Source organism: Thalassococcus arenae, assembly GCF_019104745.1.
Classification (GTDB): Bacteria; Pseudomonadota; Alphaproteobacteria; order Rhodobacterales; family Rhodobacteraceae; genus Thalassococcus_B; species Thalassococcus_B arenae.
Map to the genome: position 1 here is coordinate 278,935 of NZ_JAHRWL010000002.1, position 16,345 is coordinate 295,279.

Annotated in this window: 16 protein-coding genes; 10 read left to right on the forward strand and 6 right to left on the reverse strand. The window is 64.3% G+C overall.

What is annotated here, in order from left to right; translation table 11 throughout:
- The first annotated feature begins 1 nt into the window (after position 1).
- The 5 genes from KUH32_RS12690 to KUH32_RS12710 all read left to right on the forward strand — a co-directional run bounded on the left by KUH32_RS12690 (position 2) and on the right by KUH32_RS12710 (position 4,597).
- Positions 2–1,042: a Gfo/Idh/MocA family protein gene (locus KUH32_RS12690; RefSeq protein WP_217778916.1), complete on the forward strand. Its 1,041-nt coding sequence runs from the start codon at positions 2–4 to the stop codon at positions 1,040–1,042.
- Positions 1,039–1,362 (forward strand): putative quinol monooxygenase, encoded by a 324-nt coding sequence (locus KUH32_RS12695; RefSeq protein ID WP_254899161.1) that lies wholly within the window; start codon positions 1,039–1,041, stop codon positions 1,360–1,362. The genes KUH32_RS12690 and KUH32_RS12695 overlap by 4 nt, the downstream gene beginning before the upstream one ends.
- A 79-nt stretch (positions 1,363–1,441) precedes the next feature.
- Positions 1,442–2,470: a TRAP transporter substrate-binding protein gene (locus KUH32_RS12700; protein ID WP_217778917.1), complete on the forward strand. Its 1,029-nt coding sequence runs from the start codon at positions 1,442–1,444 to the stop codon at positions 2,468–2,470.
- 103 nt (positions 2,471–2,573) lie between these two features.
- On the forward strand, positions 2,574–3,137 hold the full coding sequence (locus tag KUH32_RS12705) for a TRAP transporter small permease subunit (protein WP_217778919.1): 564 nt from the start codon (positions 2,574–2,576) through the stop codon (positions 3,135–3,137).
- Complete coding sequence (locus KUH32_RS12710; protein WP_217778921.1) at positions 3,137–4,597, forward strand: TRAP transporter large permease; 1,461 nt, start codon at positions 3,137–3,139, stop codon at positions 4,595–4,597. Before KUH32_RS12705 ends, KUH32_RS12710 begins: the two co-directional genes overlap by 1 nt.
- 43 nt (positions 4,598–4,640) lie before the next feature.
- Here the strand turns inward: KUH32_RS12710 and KUH32_RS12715 are convergent, their stop codons facing one another.
- From KUH32_RS12715 to KUH32_RS12730, 4 genes are all read right to left on the reverse strand, one after another.
- A complete protein-coding gene (locus tag KUH32_RS12715) occupies positions 4,641–5,825 on the reverse strand; it encodes a vWA domain-containing protein (RefSeq protein WP_217778923.1) in 1,185 nt (394 codons plus the stop codon).
- A gap of 208 nt (positions 5,826–6,033) precedes the next feature.
- Positions 6,034–6,201: an apolipoprotein acyltransferase gene (locus KUH32_RS12720; RefSeq protein ID WP_217778925.1), complete on the reverse strand. Its 168-nt coding sequence runs from the start codon at positions 6,199–6,201 to the stop codon at positions 6,034–6,036.
- Positions 6,198–7,574 carry a DUF2927 domain-containing protein gene (locus KUH32_RS12725; RefSeq protein ID WP_217778927.1) on the reverse strand — a complete coding sequence of 459 codons (1,377 nt, stop codon included), beginning with the start codon at positions 7,572–7,574 and terminating at the stop codon, positions 6,198–6,200. Before KUH32_RS12725 ends, KUH32_RS12720 begins: the two co-directional genes overlap by 4 nt.
- 473 nt (positions 7,575–8,047) lie before the next feature.
- On the reverse strand, positions 8,048–8,950 hold the full coding sequence (locus KUH32_RS12730; RefSeq protein WP_217778929.1) for an AEC family transporter: 903 nt from the start codon (positions 8,948–8,950) through the stop codon (positions 8,048–8,050).
- A gap of 162 nt (positions 8,951–9,112) precedes the next feature.
- Here KUH32_RS12730 and KUH32_RS12735 point away from each other — a divergent pair, with 162 nt between their 5' ends.
- A complete protein-coding gene (locus KUH32_RS12735) occupies positions 9,113–10,930 on the forward strand; it encodes a serine hydrolase domain-containing protein (RefSeq protein WP_217778930.1) in 1,818 nt (605 codons plus the stop codon).
- 4 nt (positions 10,931–10,934) lie between these two features.
- Here the strand turns inward: KUH32_RS12735 and KUH32_RS12740 are convergent, their stop codons facing one another.
- Positions 10,935–11,774, reverse strand: a complete 840-nt coding sequence (locus KUH32_RS12740; RefSeq protein WP_217778932.1) for an AAA family ATPase — start codon at positions 11,772–11,774, stop codon at positions 10,935–10,937.
- Positions 11,775–11,974: 200 nt separating this feature from the next.
- On the opposite strand from KUH32_RS12740, the gene dksA reads away from it, so the two are divergent.
- The 4 genes from dksA (at position 11,975) to KUH32_RS12760 (ending at position 15,666) form a co-directional block, all read left to right on the forward strand.
- Positions 11,975–12,397, forward strand: coding sequence for an RNA polymerase-binding protein DksA (gene dksA / locus KUH32_RS12745; RefSeq protein WP_217778934.1), 423 nt, complete (start codon positions 11,975–11,977; stop codon positions 12,395–12,397).
- Positions 12,398–12,466: 69 nt separating this feature from the next.
- Complete coding sequence (locus tag KUH32_RS12750; RefSeq protein WP_217778936.1) at positions 12,467–13,642, forward strand: FAD-dependent monooxygenase; 1,176 nt, start codon at positions 12,467–12,469, stop codon at positions 13,640–13,642.
- Between the two features lie 69 nt (positions 13,643–13,711).
- On the forward strand, positions 13,712–14,680 hold the full coding sequence (locus KUH32_RS12755; protein ID WP_217778938.1) for an XdhC family protein: 969 nt from the start codon (positions 13,712–13,714) through the stop codon (positions 14,678–14,680).
- Complete coding sequence (locus KUH32_RS12760) at positions 14,677–15,666, forward strand: molybdopterin-binding protein (RefSeq protein WP_217778940.1); 990 nt, start codon at positions 14,677–14,679, stop codon at positions 15,664–15,666. Before KUH32_RS12755 ends, KUH32_RS12760 begins: the two co-directional genes overlap by 4 nt.
- Positions 15,667–15,714: 48 nt before the next feature.
- Here KUH32_RS12760 and infC read toward each other — a convergent pair whose 3' ends face one another.
- Complete coding sequence (gene infC, locus KUH32_RS12765; RefSeq protein WP_217779813.1) at positions 15,715–16,260, reverse strand: translation initiation factor IF-3; 546 nt, start codon at positions 16,258–16,260, stop codon at positions 15,715–15,717.
- Positions 16,261–16,345 lie beyond the last annotated feature (85 nt).

A 16,345-nucleotide genomic window follows, 5' to 3' on the forward strand; every position in this document is an offset into this window, starting at 1 on the left:
CATGGCCGGTTTGCGTGTCATCACGGTTGGTCTTGGGTATTTCAGCCGGTTTCACCTGGATGCGTGGCAGCGGCAGGACGGGGCCGACCTGGTCGCGGTGTGCGATCTGGATGCCGAGCGTGCAGCCAGCGTGGCCGCGTCGCGGGGTGTGGCCGGGGCGACCGATCTGGCCGCACTCGTGGCCGAGCACAAGCCCGACGTGGTCGACATCGTCGCGCCCCCGTCTGCCCATGCCGCGCTGATCGGACAGGTTCTGGCGCCGAGGCGCACGGTCATCTGCCAGAAACCGTTCTGCACCTCGCTGGCCGAGGCCGGCGCGGTGATCGACGCGGCCGCGGCGGCGGGCACACAGATCGTTATCCACGAGAATTTCCGCTTTCAGCCCTGGTATCGCGCGGTCAAGGCGTTTCTTGATGGCGGCAAGATGGGGCGCGTCTGGCAGGCGCATTTCGCGCTGCGCCCCGGCGACGGCCGCGGACCGCGCGCCTATCTCGACCGTCAGCCCGCCTTTCAGAAGATGGAGCGGCTGCTGATCCACGAAACCGCGGTGCATTTCATCGATCTGTTCCGCTGGCTTCTGGGCGATATCGAAACCGTCTATACCGACCTGCGCCGGCTGAACCCGGTGATCGCCGGTGAAGATGACGGGCTGATGATCCTGACCCATGCCGGTGGTGCGCGTTCGGTCTTTGACGGCAACCGGTTGGCCGACCATGTCGCGGCCGATCCCCGCCACACGATGGGCGAATTCACGCTGGAAGGCGAAGCGGGTGTCCTGCGGCTGGACGGCGATGGCCGGCTGTCATTCCGTGCCTTCGGGTCGGACAGGTTCGACAGGGTGCCGATCAACGATCCCGTCGACCGCGACGCGTTCGGTGGCGGCTGCGTGGCCGCGTTGATCGCCCATGTGGTCGCCGCGATCCGCCAGAACGCACGGCCGGAAAACCTTGCCGGGGACTACCTGCATGTCATGCGCGCCTGCGACGCCGCCTATCGCTCGGCGCGGGACGCCCGGCGGGTCGATCTGAGAGCGGCGGCATGAGCCAGAGCGACCAACCGATATTCGCCGTGTGCGTCACCTTCGTGATCGCAAAGGGGCGGATGGCCGAGTTCCTGCCGCCGATGCGGCAGCAGGCCGATGTTTCGCTGGCGACCGAACCGGGCTGCCTGCAGTTCGACATCTGCGGCGGACCGGGGGACGAGGTGTTCCTGTACGAGTTGTACACCGATTCTGACGCGTTCGCGGCGCATCTGGCCAGCGACCACTTCAAGCGCTTCGACGCCGCCGTCGCGCCACTGGTCGTGGAAAAGCAAGTGAAAACATACGCTTGGAGACAAGGGGGAGCAGAAAACAATAAATAGGTGCCATTTTTGGTAAATACTTCTAACCATTATCGTCACGAGAAGGGACGATAACAAAACGGTCCCAAGGGAGGAGATCATGAAAAAACTCATCGCAGCCGCAGTCGCGGCAACCATCGCCGCCGGCTCGGCGTCGGCGGACAAGGTCACGCTGAACATGCCGTCGACCTTCCCCGGATCGCTGATCCAGCTGGGCCAGGCCGGTGTGAAACTTCAAGACACGCTGAACCTGATTTCGGGTGGCGATATCGAAGTCAAGTTCTTCGAGCCCGGCGCACTGGTGCCGCCGCTGGAGATCTACGACAACGTATCCAACGGTTCGATCGACGCCGGCTGGTCGGTGCCCGGTTACTGGGGTGCCAAGAACAGCGCCTACAACCTGTTCGCAGCCGTACCCTTTGGCCCGTCGGCCGGCGAATACCTTGCCTGGCATTGGTATGCCGGTGGCGAAGACATGATGAACGAGATCTACAACCGCGACGGCATCCAGTCGCTGGTCTGTGGTGTCATCGCGCCCGAGGCCTCGGGCTGGTTCCGCAAGGAAATCAATTCGCCCGAAGACCTTCAGGGTCTCAAGATGCGGTTCTTCGGGCTGGGCGCCAAGGTCATGCAGAAGCTGGGTGTCGACACCCAGCTGCTGGCCGGCGGCGACATCTATCCGGCGCTGGAACGCGGCACAATCGACGCGACCGAGTTCTCGATGCCGGCCATCGACCAGAACCTTGGCTTCTACAACATCGCCAAGCACTACTACTTCCCCGGCTGGCACCAGCAGTCCACGATCCAGGAGCTGCTGATCTCGAAAGCCAAGTGGGACGGCATGGATGATCGCCAGCGTGCGATGATCGTCACCGCCTGCCGCGCAAACGCCGCCACGCAGCTGGCCGAAGGCGAGGCGATCCAGGGCAAGGCGCTGGCCGAGATGGAAGCGCAGGGCGTGACCATCCACAAATGGTCGGACGAGATGCTGGCCACCTTCAAGGGCGCCTGGGACGAAGTCGTGGCCGAAGAGGTCGCCGCCAATCCCGATTTCAAGAACGTCTGGGAGAGCATGCAGACCTTCCGCGCCGAATACGCCAAGTGGAACGACCTGGGCTATCTCAAGTGATCTGACGGCGCAGGCCGCAGCGACGGGTCCGGCGGCTTCACGCTGCCGGACCCGGGACAACAAGGGGGCCGGCTAGGCTCCCGATCGAGACGGGGGAGGAAACATGCAGGGCTTGTTAGGCCTCAGCCGGATGCTGGACCGCATCCTGGCGATTTGTTCGGGTCTGGGCGGATGGTTCGGGCTGATGCTCGTCTTTCTTGTCTGCTACGACGTGATCACCCGGTATTTCGGCGTGCCGAAACCCGAGGGCATCAACTCGACCATGATCCAGGAGGCCGAGTACTGGTTGCACTCGGCGCTGATCATTTTCTGTCTCGCCTATGCCTACACGCGCAATGCCCATGTCCGCATCGACCTGGTGCGCGAAGGGCTGAGCGAAAAGTCCAAGTACTGGATCGAGGCGATCGGGCTGACCGTCGCGCTGATCCCGTATTCCGCCCTGGGCATCTGGCTGTCATATCCCTATGCCAAGCAGTCCTTCCTGTCGGGCGAGATATCCAAATCGCAAACCGGCCTTTCTAACCTGTGGATTCTGAAGGCCGGCCTTGTGATGCTGTTCGTCCTGCTGCTGTTTGCGGGCATTTCGCAGCTGATCAAGTCCATCGCGGGCATTCGCGGACAATTGCCCGAGGACATGCGCAAGGAAATGATGGGGAGCGCGCACTGATGGCCGAGATGCTTCCCCTTTTCATGTTCCTGGCGTTGGGCATCCTGCTGTTCACCGGCTTTCCCGTGGCCTTCGTGCTGGGTGGTGTGGGCCTGGCCTTCGGCGGCATCGGGATGCTGGCGGGCGAGTTCATGTTCATCCAGTTCCGCCTGTTGCCCAGCCGGATTTTCGGCGGGATCATGGAAAACCTGATCCTGACCGCGATCCCGATGTTCATCTTCATGGGTACGATGCTGGAACGATCCGGAATCGCGCGCGACCTGCTGAACTGCCTGCAGGTGCTGCTGCGCCGGGTTCCGGGTGGTCTGGCCCTGGCCGTGACCCTGATGGGCACGATCCTCGCGGCGACGACCGGCATCATCGGCGCGTCCGTCATCATGATGTCGCTGCTGGCGCTGCCGGTGATGATCGAGCGCAACTACAGCCACGAGCTGGCAACCGGCACCATCGCCGCATCCGGCACGCTGGGCATCCTGATCCCGCCGTCGATCATGCTGGTCATCATGGCCGACCTGCTGTCGCGTTCGGTGGGCAACCTGTTTGTCGCGGCCGTCTTTCCCGGGCTGATGCTGGCCGGTCTCTACATCGCCTATATCGTCATTCGTTGTTCGATCAATCCCAGGCTCGCGCCGAAGCTGGATGCCGATATCGGCCCGACCGGCGGGGTCGAGGTTTTCTTCATGGTGCTGCGCAGCTTCCTGCCGCCGGTGATCCTGATCGGCCTGGTCCTGGGTTCGATCCTCGGTGGCCTGGCCACCCCGACCGAGGCGGCGGGCGTCGGCGCGATGGGCGCGATCCTGTTGGGTCTGTTCAACCTGGTCCTGTTGCCGTCGCTGGGGGTGAAGCCGTTCATCCTCGAAACGCCGGGCGGGCAGGATTTCGACGACCATCCGGTCGGCGGCGGCTTTTTCGCCGAGATGCGGCACTACCTCAAGGTGGTGGGCGAGGTGATGAAGTCGACCGCCATGACCAACGGGATGATCTTCGGCATATTCATCGGGGCGACGCTGTTTTCCTACATCTTCCGCGCACTTGGCGGCGACGATCTGGTGATCGACCTGGTCGAGGCCATGGGGTTCGGTCCGTGGGGGCTGTTGTTCTTCATCCTCGCCCTGGTCTTTCTTCTTGGCTTCTTCTTCGACTGGATCGAGATCACGCTGATCGTTCTGCCGGTCTTCGCGCCGATCATCGCGCAACTGGATTTCGGTGACCACGTCGCCAAGTTCGAGGTGACGTACTGGTTCGCGATCCTGCTGGCGGTGAACCTGCAGACCTCGTTCCTGACGCCGCCCTTCGGTTTCGCGCTGTTCTACATGAAGGCCGTCGCGCCGAAAGAGGTGAAGATCCAGGAAATCTATCGCGGCATCATCCCGTTTGTGCTGTTGCAACTGATCGGGTTGGCGATGGTCATCACCTTCCCCGACATCGCGCTGTGGCTGCCACGAGTATTGCTCGACTGACGGGGCGGGGCGGGCTTCGGTCCGCCCCTTCGCGTTCGGGGCGTCAGCGGCCCAGCAGGCGCATCCCGCGGTCGATCCCGTCCAGCGTCATCGGCACCATGCGGTTGTCGAAGATCTCGCGGATCATGCCGATGGAATGGGTGTACTCCCAGACCCGTTCCGGTACCGGGTTGATCCACAGGTGATCGGGCCATTGATCGCGCGCGCGCTGCAGCCAGACCTGGCCCGCCTCGGCGTTCCAGTGTTCGTTGGCGCCGCCGGGATAAGCGACCTCGTAAGGCGACATCGACGCATCGCCGACGAAGATGCACTTGTAGTCCGACCCGTAGGTGTTCAGCACGTCCCAGGTCGCGGTCTGCTGGTCCCAGCGGCGCCGGTTGTCGCGCCAGACACCTTCGTACAGGCAATTGTGAAAGTAGTAGTGTTCGAGATGCTTGAACTCGGCGCGTGCGGCGCTGAACAGCTCTTCGACCACCTTGATGTGGTCGTCCATCGACCCGCCCACGTCCAGAAACAGCAGCACCTTGACCGCGTTGCGCCGTTCGGGCCGGGTTTGCACATCCAGATAGCCGTGTTCGGCCGTGGCGCGGATCGTGCCGTCGAGATCCAGTTCGTCATGCGCGCCGTCGCGGGCCCATTGGCGGAGCCGTTTCAGTGCCACCTTGATGTTGCGGGTGCCCAGTTCGACCGAATCGTCGTATTCGCGGAATTCGCGCTTGTCCCAGACCTTGACCGCGCGGCGGTGGCGGCTTTCGTGCTGGCCGATGCGCACGCCTTCGGGGTTGTAGCCATAGGCGCCGAAGGGCGAGGTGCCGGCGGTGCCGATCCATTTGTTGCCGCCCTGGTGCCGGCCCTGCTGTTCCTTCAGCCGTTCGCGCAGCGTTTCCATCAGCTTGTCGAAGCCGCCAAGCGCCTCGATCTCGGCTTTTTCCGCGTCGCTCAGATGCTTTTCGGCCATCTTGCGCAGCCAGTCCTCGGGCAGGTCCAACGCTTCGAGCACCGCTTCCAGAGGAATCTCGTCGAGGCCTTTGAAGCTGGCGGCAAAGGCGCGGTCGAAGCGGTCGAGATGGCGTTCATCCTTCACCATCGCGGCACGCGCGAGGTAGTAGAACGCTTCGACATCATAGGTCGCAAGACCCGCGCGCATCCCTTCAAGGAAGGTCAGGTATTCACGCAGACTGACCGGCACACCGGCCCGGCGCAGGTTTTCGAAGAAGGGTACGAACATGAGGGTGTGGTAGCGCAGGGTGCTGCGGTGGGCAATGTCGGCTTTGGCTTCGCAGCAACGGGCGAAACAAGCACCATGCGGGAACGGCGTCGAACGCGTTGCGAATTGCCGTGCTGCGGCCTGCCGGCACGCAGCGTCATTGGCACAGCCGATGTCGGCGTCGGCCAGCAGACATGCCATCCCCCCAAAACGGAGGGCGCGCGCGAATTCAGGTGATGGACTTCTCGATCACGATCGTCGCGATCAACCCCATCAGGGAAAACGCGATTGCGTACACCGCGGCGTATTGCGCGATGTCCAGACGGTTGCCCTTGCGGCGCTTGGCGGTGAAACCGCCGATCAGGGCTCCCAGAATGGCCCCCGCGATAACGATCATAAGGCACCCTGTCGTTTCAGCGGGCTCAGCGCACCGATTTCGCGCATCTTGGCCCGCACCGCCCAATCCGAGCCGAACCCGTACCGTGCCCAGCCCAGGCTGTCCAGACGCACCTCGCGACCTTCGGTGCCGCGTCCGGACAGGTCCAGCGCCTCGGCCCGCAGCAGCATCAGCGTCGCCAGTAGGGCGGCGTTTTCGTGCCGCGCCGCGATCTGAAGATGCGGGTTGATGATGGCCAGCGCGTCTTCGGCGCGCCCGTCGCTGATCGCGTAGGCGCCCAGTTGCGACGCGACATAGGCACGGTGCAGCGCGGTCTGCGGGTCGGTGTCGAAAAACCGTTGCGCCATGGTGAATTGCTGTTCGGCAGCCTGCGCATCCGATCCTTGCAGGATGCGTCCCATGGCGTAGTGCGAGAACCCGCGGCGGTGATCGGCCCAGCCCAGCGACGTGGCAACCTGCAACGCTTCGGTCGCGGCCTGCCTGCGGGCGGCGGGATGGGCGCCCGGTCCAAGCGCTGTCTGGATCGCATCGATCCAGACCCGCGGCGTGCGCGACAGGCGGCGCGGCGCTACGCGATCCCCGCCCGGATTGACCCGAGACAGGATACCCGGCAGGCGGTTCGCGACTTCGGTGCGGGTCATGCCGCTGCGCAGAGCGGGATCGTAGTAGATGCGCAGGATCAGCATGTCGTACCCGGTCAGAACCGTGTGAACGTTGTCGTCGTTGAAGACGCTGTCGGGCAGGCGATACAGATCGTTCAGCGGGCCGATGGCCTGGGCCAGTTCCTCGTGCAGGCAGTCGCGCGCCTCTTGCGGCGAGACGTCGTTGGGCACGAAGATCGCCAACCGATCGCGGCGTTGCAGGCGCGACCAGTTCACCCGGGTGGACCGCCGCGCCTGGCGGTATTCCTGAAGGCTCGAGACGTTGGGCACGACGAAACAGGCGGCTTGCGGCAGGTGCTTGCGGATGTCGGCGCGGGACACGGCCTCGATCGTGATGTTGGCCGTGGGCGATTGCGCGATCCTGATGTCGATGCCCGCCTCGCGGCGCAGGCGGTGCACCAGGCGGTTCAGGTCGGACGCCAGCGAGGCGTTGGGCGCCCCGGTAACGCGCACGGCGATCGGGCCTTCGAAGCGCGTCAGCGCCGGCAGTTGCCGCCCCGATTCCAGCGCAAAGGACAAGTCCAGGAAATCGCGCGCGATGTCGGCGTTGGACGCAACCGGGGCGGACGGACGCGGCACGGCAAAGGTTTTCATCGGTGGCAGGCTGCTGTCGATCGATACCGAAGACGCGGCGCGCGTCGGCGTGTCGTCCGATGCGACCGGCATGCAGGCGCCAAGCGCGAGGCAAAGCGGAAGAAGAAGTTTGCGCATCACGATCCCCGGAACAAAATGGCCAGAAGACGGCCCGTATCCCGATCGCAAGAAGCAGGGGACGGGCGGTCGAGGGTTCCGGAAAGGCATGCGTCGCGCGCCGGGCAATCCGCGAAAGACGGTTGCACGGACGGTCGGCGGTCATGTCCCGCGAAAGGCACGCGGCACGGTTTCGGTTCGGTTCGGGACACGTTTGCTAAGCCTGCCTGCTTGTTCCGGATGCTCAAGACATCGGATGATTTTCTGTCCTCTGTGCGATGACTATAGGGCAAAAGCGGGGTTTCTGCACAGCCCTCGGGTGTGCGTGACCGGGCTTTTCCGCTTGTGTCCTGTGGGGCATGCCAAAGCCCTTGTTCTGCTGGTAAATTCCCGGTGCAAATCGGCAACAAGGCGGGCTTGCCCGCGCATCGTGCCGCCGCCAACAATGGCACGATTGCGGCGCAATTGTTTCCGTCTTGTCGCGTGACCTTGCGTCAGGCCAGCGCCGCGAGCGAAACGAGGGACAACAGGCTGGTCCAGACGATCACCGGCGCGATGGCGTCGGTGCGTACGCCGTACAGCAACGCCAGTGCAAAGGCCATGGCACCCGATGGTCCTGCCGCGGCCAGTTGGAACAACGCTTGCCAGTGTCCCGTCACGTCTGCGACGGACAGCGACATACCCACGAGAAGCGGAAACAACACGAGCTTGTATGCCGAAATCGTCATCACCGGCAGGGTCGGTGTCAGCCGGTGACTTGACAGGATGACACCCAAGGCGAACAGCGTCAGCGGTGCCGCTGCGGCACCGGCAAAGTCCATCGCCGTCGCCAAGGGCAGTGGCAGCGACAACCCGAGTGCGTTCAGAAAAGCGCCGGCCGCGATGGCCACCAGCACCGGGTTGGTCACGACCCGGAGTGCCGCCGCGCGCCGGCCGGACCCGCGCCCGGTAATCAGCGCCGTCGACGCGATGAAGAAAGCGAAGGTGACCGAGGAATCCCAGGCCACGATAGCGGTGATCGGAACCGCCGCCGCTTCGCCATAGATCAGAAAAGAGATCGGCCAGATGTAGAGCAGCGTGTTGACGAAGACGACTGCCATCGCCAGCAACCACGCTTCGGCGGTTTCGCGGCCCAGCAGGAATCGCGCGGTACCGAAGGCCAGCACGAAGGCAACTGCCTGGCTGCCGGCGTAAAGCGACAGGGTGCCCAGTTCGAACGCGGCAACATCCAGCCCGGCGATCAGCGGCAGGATCAGCGCGGGCTGCAGGATGAGAAAGGCCACGCGGTTCACTGCCGCGGCCTCGTCCCGGCTGATCGTGCCAAGCCGGCCCAGCACGAAACCGAGCGCCAGCATCGAAAAGACCGGCAGGATGTTATGGGTCAGAACAGTGAACATGGCGCCGCGGAGCTGTTTGCGCCGACAGAACACATCGTACGGGTGCGCGCAACAATCCGCCCGTTCGGCCGGATCGCGTAGATCGGCGGGACCGATCCGTGATACAACTGGTGATTGTTTGAAGCCAAGAATTCCCTGATCCGATCCTTTGGAGCCATTGCCATGTCCTGTTTCCTTGCGACCGTGCGGACCTTGCGGTTTGTTGCGGCGGCGCTTGCCGCTTTCGTCCTGGTCGCGCCATCCATGTCCCACGCCATCGACCTGACCGGCGCCGATCTGTTGCGCTTCAAGTATTTCCTGCACGAACGCTTTGACGGGCGGACCAAGGGTTTTGCCTACACGCTGGTCAAGGGGCAGGTGACGCTGACCGACGGCGCGATGGGATGGGCGCAGGATCCGACCGATGGCAATGTTCGCATGAGCCCTGAAATTCCCAGCAATATCGGGTCGGTCAGCAAACTGGTCACGGGCGTCGCCTTGATGCACCTCCTGCGGGAACGCCCCGGAAACAACGGGACGGTCAACCAGCAGTTGGATTTGCCGTTGGTCGATTTCCTGCCGCGCGACTGGCGGCAGCAATACGGCGCGGGGTTGCGCGGGCTGACGCTGAAACACCTGTTGCAGCACAAGAGCGGTCTGCTTGAGGAGGGCGACGAGGAAGACGGCTTCAAGGCGCTGCACTGGGCATTGCGGCAAGGCACGCAAAGGACGCCCGGCACCAGGCGCGACTACAACAACAACAACATCTCGGTCATGCGGTTCGTGATCCCGCGCATCGCCTATCCGAACGAGACCACCTTTCTGGACGACCTGCATGCCGGCAAGCCGGAAAAGGCTTATTGGGATGCGCTGCTGCCGCAATACAACGCGCTCTACAAGCAATACATGACCGTGACCTTCTTCCCCGAGATCTTTTCCGGCACCGTTCCAGTCTGCAATCCGCATGACGAACTGGGTCCGCGCAGCTTTGCCAAGTCCTACGATCTGCCGCTGCCCGGGATCGAGGCCGACGAAGGCTATTTCCCGCGGCCGGATTTCTGCGCTCCGCAGGGCGGGTTCTATTTCTCGGCCGATCAGTTCGCACGGTTCGCCAAGGTGTTCGGTGACACCGACAAGCTGGTGGGCAACGGCATTCGAAACCGGATGATGCAGCCCGCCAACATCGATGACCGGCTGGTGTTCAACAACGTCATCACCGGCGATGATTTCATCGCTGAAACGGGCCGCGAGCATTGGGTGTATCACGGCGGCTCATTCAAGGGGTATGCCGCGGCCTTTGTCGCGCTGCCCGATGGCCATTTCGCCGCGGCCCTGGCAAACACGCAGACGATATCGTCGACCGATCTGGCCAGTGCGCTTTACTACGCCTTCGTCTACGCGGTGAAGGGTTTGCCGGCCGAACACCTGTCGGCCAATGACCGCTATCACTTCGCCTATCGCGACGGGGTCTACGTGACCGCCGGAACCAGCGACAGTCATCGCAGTGAACGCAGTTTCTACCGTGCGACGCTGGGGCAGGGCCGATTGTGGGAACAGGTCTTCGATATCTCGGCCAACGACCGGATGCATTTCACCTGGTTCAAGGATGGCGGCGCGGTGCCCAGGCTGCGGGTGATGGCGGGCAGCAGCACGGACCTGGACCGCAATCGCGACATCCTGACCAGTCGCTGGGACCCGAATTTCGCATCCACCCAGTTGATTTTCATCTCGTCGAACGACGAGATGCATTTCGGCTGGTACCGGGCCAGCAATTTCCTATACGTCAGCGCGGGCCTGTCTCATGACATCGCCGGTCGCCGACGGGCGCAAGTCGTGACATTGCCTGACGGCAAGGTGGCGGGTGACATCGTCGCCATCGTCAGCAACGACCGCCAGCATTTCGCCTATTACGACGATTGCACCTACAGCGCCGGTAGCAGCACCAACCTGACGCGCGACTTCACCGGCCGGCAATACGATTGCGACGATCTCGCGCGGTGACGCCTCAGCGCTCGCGACGCGCCATGAAGGCCAGGCGTTCGAACAGGTGCACGTCCTGTTCGTTCTTCAGCAGCGCGCCGTGCAGGCGGGGCAGGGCAGAGGCCGCGTCGCGTTTGAGATCCTCGGCGGTCAGGTCCTCGGCCAGCAGCAGCTTGAGCCAGTCGAGCACTTCCGAGGTCGATGGCTTCTTCTTCAACCCCGGCTGTTCGCGCAATTCGTAGAACTGGGTCAGCGCGGTGGTCAGCAGGCTGTCCTTGATGCCGGGGTGATGCACCTCGACGATGCGGCGCAGCGTGTCATGGTCCGGAAACTTGATGTAATGAAAGAAACAGCGACGCAGGAAGGCGTCGGGCAGTTCCTTTTCGTTGTTCGAGGTGATGATGACGATGGGCCGGTGTTTGGCCCGAACCGTCTGGCCGGTCTCGTAGACGAAGAACTCCATCCTGTCGAGTTCCTGCAGCAGGTCGTTGGGAAACTCGATATCGGCCTTGTCGATCTCGTCGATCAGCAGCACGACCTTGCCGTCGGCGTCGAAGGCCTGCCACAGCTTGCCGCGCTTGATGTAGTTCGCCACGTCGTTGACCCGCTCGTCGCCCAACTGGCTGTCGCGCAGACGCGAAACGGCATCGTATTCGTACAGCCCCTGCTGTGCCTTGGTGGTCGACTTGATCGCCCATTCGATCATCGGCAGGCCAAGCGCCGCCGCCACCTGTCGGGCCAGTTCGGTCTTGCCGGTGCCCGGCTCGCCCTTGACCAGCAGCGGCCGTTCCAGCGTGATCGCGGCATTGACCGCCATCGTCAGATCGTCCGTCGAAACATAGTCCTGGGTGCCATCGAAACGCATCGCGCCGGTCCTCGTCATCCTGGTTCGTTCTTGCGGGGTAGACGCCGGCGTCCGGCAATGCAAGCGGTCGTCCCGTGCGTCAAATTTCCCGTGATTGGCTAGTGACATCCCCCGGCCCTTGCGATAGAGGCTGCGCGCAGGGGTGCCGGATATCTGGGGAATTGCTTATGGCAGGTATTGGCGTGAAAAAGGGAACCAACATGAAACCCGAGTCGTTTCTTCCCGAAGACTATCAGCCAGCCGAAGACGAACCATTCATGAATGAGCGGCAGGTGGAATACTTCCGCCGCAAGCTCTTGGCCTGGAAGGCGGAAATCCTCGAGGACAACCGCGAAACGATCGAGGGCCTGCAGGAGGGAGCACGGAACATTCCCGACGTCACCGACCGCGCGAGCGAGGAAACCGACCGCGCGATCGAACTGCGAACCCGCGACCGGCAGCGCAAGCTGGTCTCGAAGATCGACGCGGCGCTGCGGCGGATCGACGAAGGCGAATACGGGTATTGCGAAGTGACCGGGGAACCGATCAGCCTCAAGCGGCTGGATGCCCGCCCGATCGCGACGATGAGCCTCGAGGCGCAAGAACGACACGAGCGCCGCGAAAAGGTCCATCGCGACGACTGACCGGCGCGCAGGCTGGAACGGATCGAACGCCGGGGCCCACGCTCCGGCGTTTTTTGTCTGGAGAATGCGATGGCCCTCGCGGGACGCAACATCACGGTGATCGGCGGTGGTATCGGCGGGCTGGCCGCCGCGCTGGCGCTGCGGCAGCGCGACGCTCGGGTCACGGTCCTGGAGCAGGCCGAGGCCCTGCGCGAGGTCGGCGCCGGCATCCAGGTCAGCCCCAACGGGCTGCGGGTGATCGAAGCCCTGGGCCTTGCCGATGCGCTTGCAGACTGCTCGCCGCGCGGGCAGGCGGTGTCGTTGCGGGATTTTCGGCGGGGCCACGAAGTGCTGCGGCTCGATCTGCGCCGGTTGCCCGATGGGCAGGCCTACCGTTTCGTCCACCGCGCCGATCTGCTGGCCCTTCTGGCCGAAGCGGTGCGCGCGGAAGGCGTGCAGGTCCGGTTGCTGCAAAAGGTGCAGACCGTGGTTCCCGGGGACAAGCCGTATGTGCAGATGGCCAATGGCGATCTCTGCGACGGCGATCTGGTGATCGGCGCCGATGGTCTGCATTCGGTGCTGCGCCCGGTTCTCAACGGCACCGTGGCGCCTTTTTTCACCGGTCAGGTCGCCTGGCGCGCCGTGGTTCCCAACGATGCGGGCCTCGGCGCCGAGGCGCAGGTTTACATGGGGCCGGGGCGGCACCTGGTCTGCTATCCGCTGCGCGACGGGTCGGTCGTCAATCTCGTGGCGGTCGAAGAGCGCCGGGGCTGGCAAGCGGAAAGCTGGAGCCAGACCGACGACCCGGCAAATCTGCGCGCGGCTTTCGCCGGTTTCGGAGGCATCGTCCCGGCATTGCTGGACGCGGCCGAGGCACCGGGCCTTTGGGGCCTGTTCCGCCACCCGGTGGCGAAGGTCTGGCATGGACCGGGCGTGGCGCTGTTGGGCGATGCCGCGCATCCGACGCTGCCGTTCATGGCGCAGGGTGCGAACATGGCGCTTGAAGACGCCTGGGTTCTGGCCGACGCGCTGGACCGGGCCGACACAATACGGGACGGGCTGATCGCCTACCAGGCGCGTCGGCGCGACCGGGTGGTGCGGGTGATCGAGGCGGCCAATGGCAATGCCTGGAAATATCACCTGCGCAACCCGGTGGTCCGCGCCGCGGCGCATCTTGGGCTGGGCCTCGCGGGACGGCTGGCGCCCGACCGGATGCTGGGCCAGTTCGACTGGCTCTACGGGCACGACGTCACCTCCGCAACCTGACCGGGCACGACCAACGAAGGGGGCGACAGTCCCGCGCGTCGTGATAGAACGAACCGGGGAGGCCTGGACATGGACACATTCGATGCGATTCCGGAAACCGCCCTGCGCTGGCATCGCGACGGCGACGGCGCAGCGCTGGCCACGGTGATCGAAACCTGGGGTTCGGCACCGCGACGCGTCGGCGCGCAACTGGCGATCTCGGGGCAGGGCACGATCGAGGGCTCGGTCTCGGGCGGTTGTGTCGAGGGCGCGGTGATCGTCGAGGCGCTGGAAGCGCTCGAAACAGGCGAAGCGCGCGAACTGGAATTCGGGGTCAGCGACGACGATGCCTTCGCGGTCGGCTTGGCCTGCGGCGGCACGATCCGTGTGCTGGTGGAACCGGTCGGTTCGGTCCTGCCGGAACCGATGCTGGCCGACCTGGTCGCGGCCCGTGCGGCCCGCAAACCGGCGGCCTATGTCGTCGATCTTGACAAGGGCAAGCGGCGGCTGGATTTCACCGGGCACGAGACGCGTTTCCGCATGGACCGTTCGGGTTTCGAGGACGACAGCCGAACCTTCGTCGCCATCCACAACCCGCCGCTGCGGCTGATCGTGGTGGGCGCGGTGCATATCGCCCAGGCTTTGGTGCCGATGGCGCGTATCGCGGGCTATGATCCGGTGATCGTCGATCCGCGCGAAGCCTTTGGTTCGGCGGCGCGCTTTCCCGGCGAACGCATCCTGCACGACTGGCCGGACGAGGCGGTGGCGCAGTTGGGGCTGGACGCGCGCACGGCGCTGGTGCTGCTGACCCACGATCCCAAGCTGGACGATCCCGCGCTCGAGGCGGCGCTGCGGTCGGGCGTGTTCTACATCGGTGCGCTCGGCTCGACCCGCACCCATGCCAAACGCGTCGAGCGGCTGGCTCAGGCCGGGTTCACCGCGGACGAGATCGCGCAGATCCACGGACCGATCGGCCTGGATATCGGCGCCGCCGGCCCGGCCGAAATCGCGGTGTCGATCCTCGCAGAAATGACCCGGGTTCTGAGGAAGGGCGCATGAAATTCGGCCCCGTGCCCATCGACCAGGCCGTGGGTGCCATCCTGGCGCATTCCGTGGCCTTGCCGGACGGGCGGTTGCGCAAGGGCAAGGTGATCGAGGCCGCCGATCTTGGTCCGCTCGAGGCCGCCGGATTGAGCGAAATCATCGTTGCGCGGCTTGATCCCGGCGATGTCGGCGAAAACGATGCCGCCGCGCAACTGGCCTGTGCATTGGCACCGGAGGCGGACGCTGCCGGGTTGCGGATCGGCAAGGCTGCGACGGGGCGCGCCAACCTGTTTTCCACCGTGATCGGCGTGGCCGAGATCGACGCCGCGGCCATAAATGCGGTCAACGCGGTCAATCCGATGATCACCGTGGCCACCGTGCCGCGCTGGCAACGCATGGGGCCGGGCGGCATGGTCGCCACCGTCAAGATCATCGCCTATGCAGTGCCTCGGAACGACCTGGACCGCGCCTGCGCGGTGGGGCGGGGCGCGATGCGGATGCGGCCCACCGCCTATGGCAGCGCCGCGCTGATCCAGACAAGCGTGGACGACGACGACGGCGACAAGGGCCACCGCGCGTTGCACAAGCGGCTCGAGGCTTTGGCAGTGCCTCTGGCGCCGAAGAAGGTCGTGCCGCACCGCATCGAACCGCTGGCGCAGGCGCTGACGGCGTCGGATGCCGAAGTGCTGTTCATCCTCACCGGATCAGCCACATCCGACCTGAACGATGTCGCACCGCAGGCGGTGCGCGCGGCCGGCGGCACGGTCACCCATTTCGGCATGCCGGTCGATCCGGGAAACCTGCTGTTTTTCGGCACACTGGGCGACAGGCCCGTGATCGGCCTGCCGGGCTGCGCCCGGTCGCCTGCTCTGAACGGCGCCGATTGGGTGCTGGAAAGGCTGATCTGCGGCGTGACGGTCACGCCCGCCGACATCGCGGCGATGGGCGTCGGCGGATTGCTCAAGGAAATCCCACAGCGCGGACGGCTGCGCGAGGCATGAAAAAACCCGCCTTGCGGGCGGGTTTCCTGGCTTGCGCGTGCGACGCCGTTACTTGGTGACCGGGCCGATCATCATGACCATCTGGCGGCCTTCCATCTTCGGCATGTTCTCGATCTTGCCGACTTCCTTGACGTCCTCGGCCACACGTTCCAACAGATCGCGTCCCAGTTCCTGGTGCGCCATCTCGCGCCCGCGGAAGCGCAAGGTGATCTTGACCTTGTCGCCGCCTTCGAGGAACCGCATCACGTTGCGCATCTTGACGTCATAGTCATGCGTATCGGTGCCGGGCCGGAACTTGACCTCTTTGACCTCGATGATCTTCTGCTTCTTCCGGGCCTCGGATTCGCGCTTTTGCTGTTCGTATTTGAACTTGCCGAAATCCATGATCTTGCAGACCGGCGGATTGGCGTTGGGCGAGATTTCCACGAGGTCCAGCCCCGCTTCCTCGGCCATCTCCATGGCGCGAGAGGGCGTGACGACCCCGACATTTTCTCCATCGGCGCCGATCAGGCGGATTTCCGGGGCGCGAATACGATCGTTGACGCGGGGGCCGGTGTCGCGGGTTGGCGGCGCGTTGTGCGGTCTGCGGGCTATGGTTTTGGTCCTTGCATGGTGGTCGTTGTCAGGGCGGCAAGGTAAACTTGGCCCCGCTCTTGTTCAAGCGGCAAATCGGCGGGTA

Coding starts and splice junctions, on each gene's coding strand:
- KUH32_RS12690 (WP_217778916.1), top strand. CDS start 2: ATGGCCGGTTTGCGTGTCATCACGGTTGGTCTTGGGTATTTCAGCCGG.
- KUH32_RS12695 (WP_254899161.1), top strand. CDS start 1,039: ATGAGCCAGAGCGACCAACCGATATTCGCCGTGTGCGTCACCTTCGTG.
- KUH32_RS12700 (WP_217778917.1), top strand. CDS start 1,442: ATGAAAAAACTCATCGCAGCCGCAGTCGCGGCAACCATCGCCGCCGGC.
- KUH32_RS12705 (WP_217778919.1), top strand. CDS start 2,574: ATGCAGGGCTTGTTAGGCCTCAGCCGGATGCTGGACCGCATCCTGGCG.
- KUH32_RS12710 (WP_217778921.1), top strand. CDS start 3,137: ATGGCCGAGATGCTTCCCCTTTTCATGTTCCTGGCGTTGGGCATCCTG.
- KUH32_RS12715 (WP_217778923.1), bottom strand. CDS start 5,825: ATGTTCGTACCCTTCTTCGAAAACCTGCGCCGGGCCGGTGTGCCGGTC.
- KUH32_RS12720 (WP_217778925.1), bottom strand. CDS start 6,201: ATGATCGTTATCGCGGGGGCCATTCTGGGAGCCCTGATCGGCGGTTTC.
- KUH32_RS12725 (WP_217778927.1), bottom strand. CDS start 7,574: ATGCGCAAACTTCTTCTTCCGCTTTGCCTCGCGCTTGGCGCCTGCATG.
- KUH32_RS12730 (WP_217778929.1), bottom strand. CDS start 8,950: ATGTTCACTGTTCTGACCCATAACATCCTGCCGGTCTTTTCGATGCTG.
- KUH32_RS12735 (WP_217778930.1), top strand. CDS start 9,113: ATGTCCTGTTTCCTTGCGACCGTGCGGACCTTGCGGTTTGTTGCGGCG.
- KUH32_RS12740 (WP_217778932.1), bottom strand. CDS start 11,774: ATGCGTTTCGATGGCACCCAGGACTATGTTTCGACGGACGATCTGACG.
- dksA (WP_217778934.1), top strand. CDS start 11,975: ATGAAACCCGAGTCGTTTCTTCCCGAAGACTATCAGCCAGCCGAAGAC.
- KUH32_RS12750 (WP_217778936.1), top strand. CDS start 12,467: ATGGCCCTCGCGGGACGCAACATCACGGTGATCGGCGGTGGTATCGGC.
- KUH32_RS12755 (WP_217778938.1), top strand. CDS start 13,712: ATGGACACATTCGATGCGATTCCGGAAACCGCCCTGCGCTGGCATCGC.
- KUH32_RS12760 (WP_217778940.1), top strand. CDS start 14,677: ATGAAATTCGGCCCCGTGCCCATCGACCAGGCCGTGGGTGCCATCCTG.